Annotated in this window: 2 protein-coding genes; both read left to right on the top strand. The window is 70.8% G+C overall.

Annotation, left to right across the window (positions count from 1 at the left end):
• A partial coding sequence (locus H0X00_RS23365) for a DUF885 domain-containing protein (RefSeq protein WP_293775220.1) occupies window positions 1-934 on the top strand: 934 nt, incomplete at its 5' end.
• A gap of 275 nt (window positions 935-1,209) precedes the next feature.
• Window positions 1,210-2,490, top strand: a complete 1,281-nt coding sequence (gene eno / locus H0X00_RS23360) for a phosphopyruvate hydratase (RefSeq protein ID WP_293775221.1) — start codon at window positions 1,210-1,212, stop codon at window positions 2,488-2,490.
• Window positions 2,491-2,576 lie beyond the last annotated feature (86 nt).

Genomic DNA, 2,576 nt, shown 5'->3' with positions numbered 1-2,576 from the left:
GGACACCCTGCTGGCCCGGGCCGAGTCCGAGCTGGAACGGATCGAGACCGAGATCGCCGAGGTCGCGGCCCGCTTGAGTGGTGGGGGCGGCGGCCGGCCCGGGCCCGGGCAGGTGCGCGCGGTGCTGGACGCCCTCGCCGCCGAGGCGCCCACCGACGACACCATCGTCGCCCTGGCCGGGCAGACCCTGGTCCAGGCCACCGCGTTCGTGCGCGAGCACGACCTGGTCACCATCTACGACGACGCCGTCGAGATCATCGTGATGCCGGAGATCCACCGCGGTGTCGCCATCGCCTACTGCGACCCGCCGGGCCCGCTGGAGACCGCGGACCTGCCGACGTTCTACGCGATCTCGCCGACGCCGTCGGACTGGCCGGCGGAGCGGGTCGCGTCCTTCTTCCGCGAGTACAACTGCCACATGCTCAAGGACCTCACGGTCCACGAGGCGATGCCGGGCCATGTCCTGCAGCTCGCGCACAGCCGGCGCGCGGTCACCTCGACCGCCGTGCGCTCGGCCTTCTGGAGCGGGCCGTTCGTCGAGGGCTGGGCGGTCTACACCGAAGAACTGATGGCCCGTCACGGCTTCGGCGGCGAGGAGCTGCGGATGCAGCAGCTGAAGATGCAGCTGCGGATGACGATCAACACGATCCTCGACGTCCGGGTGCACACCCGCGGCATGACCCAGGACGAGGCGATGGCGCTAATGGTCGGGCGTGGGCATCAGGAGGAGGGCGAGGCGGTCGGCAAGTGGCGCCGCTCGCTGCTCACCTCCACCCAGCTCTCCACCTACTTCGTCGGCTACCTGGGCGTGCGCGACCTGGTCTCCGACCTGCGGGCGGCCCATCCGGGCGCCTCGGACCGCGAGGTGCACGACCGCGTGCTCGCGCACGGCTCGCCCTCGCCGCGGCACCTGCGCACGCTGCTCGGCCTCTGACCTCGGTCGGGATCCCACCCCGGGCGAAAGCGATGCAGCTCACCGGAAACGGACTCGCGTCCGAGCCGGGTGCTGCGCGACAGTAGAGGTGTCCGGGTGCCCCCGATCCGGCGACAATGCGCCCCGAATCACCCGATTGCGGACGATTCGGCCGAACGCCTCTCGCATCCGTCGGCGGGCCCCGGAGCGGCTCCTCAGTGTGGCGGAGCGGTCTGGGTAGTGTTTTTCCCGGCCGCCCGGCGTGAACGCCGACGGCGCACTGAATGGAGAGCACCGTGGCCACCATCGACGAGATCCTCGCGATCGAGATCCTCGATTCGCGCGGCAACCCGACCGTCGAGGTCGAGGTCGTCCTCGACGACGGCAGTGTGGGCCGGGCCGCGGTCCCCTCCGGCGCCTCCACCGGTGCCTTCGAGGCGGTCGAGCTGCGTGACGGCGACGCCGGTCGCTACAGCGGTAAGGGCGTCCAGCAGGCGGTCATCGCGGTCGAGGACGAGATCCAGGAGATCCTGCTCGGCATCGACGCCAGCGAGCAGCGCCTGATCGACCAGGCGATGATCGACCTCGACGGCACCCCCGGGAAGTCCCGGCTCGGCGCAAACGCCCTGCTCGGTGTCAGCCTCGCGGTGGCCCGCGCCGCCGCGGCGAGCGCCGACCTGCCGCTCTTCCGTTACGTGGGCGGCCCGAACGCGCACGTGCTCCCAGTCCCGATGATGAACATCCTCAACGGCGGCGCTCACGCCGACACCAGCGTCGACATTCAGGAATTCATGATCGCCCCGGTCGGGGCCGAGACCTTCTCCGAGGCGCTGCGGATGGGCGCGGAGGTCTACCACGCGCTGAAAGCGGTGCTGAAGCAGCAGGGCCTGGCCACCGGCCTCGGGGACGAGGGCGGCTTCGCCCCCGACCTGCCGAGCAACCGCGCAGCGCTGGACCTGATCTCGACCGCGATCGGCAGCGCCGGATTCACGCTCGGCGACGACGTCCTGCTCGCCCTCGACGTGGCCGCGACCGAGTTCCACTCCGACGGCGTCTACAACTTCGAGGGTCAGAAGCGCAGCACCGAGCAGATGGCGGAGTACTACGGCGACCTGGTCGCGAATTACCCGCTGGTCTCGATCGAGGACCCGATGGACGAGGAGGACTGGGACGGCTGGCACGCGCTGACCGAGCTCTTGGGCTCCAAGGTCCAGCTGGTCGGCGACGACCTGTTCGTCACCAACCCCGAGCGCCTGGCCCGCGGCATCGCCGAGGGCACCGCCAACGCGCTGCTGGTCAAGGTCAATCAGATCGGCACGCTGACCGAGACCCTCGACGCGGTCAACCTCGCGCACCGCAACGGCTACCGCTGCATGATGAGCCACCGTTCCGGCGAGACCGAGGACACCACGATCGCCGACCTCGCGGTGGCGACCGACTGCGGCCAGATCAAGACCGGCGCCCCGGCCCGGTCCGAGCGGGTCGCCAAGTACAACCAGCTGCTGCGGATCGAGCAGATGCTCGACGACGCCGCGCGGTACGCGGGTCGGTCCGCCTTCCCGCGGTACCAGGGCTGAGAAGCTTCTTCGATGAAGGTCCCTCGCCGCGCCGCCGCGCGTCCTGCACCCCGTGACCGGGCCCGCCCGGCCGCCGGGCGTGGTGC

Origin of the sequence: Sporichthya sp. (genome assembly GCF_013815995.1) — a bacterium.
Lineage (GTDB): Bacteria > Actinomycetota > Actinomycetes > Sporichthyales > Sporichthyaceae > Sporichthya.
This window is presented reverse-complemented; position numbering and strand designations above follow the sequence as displayed.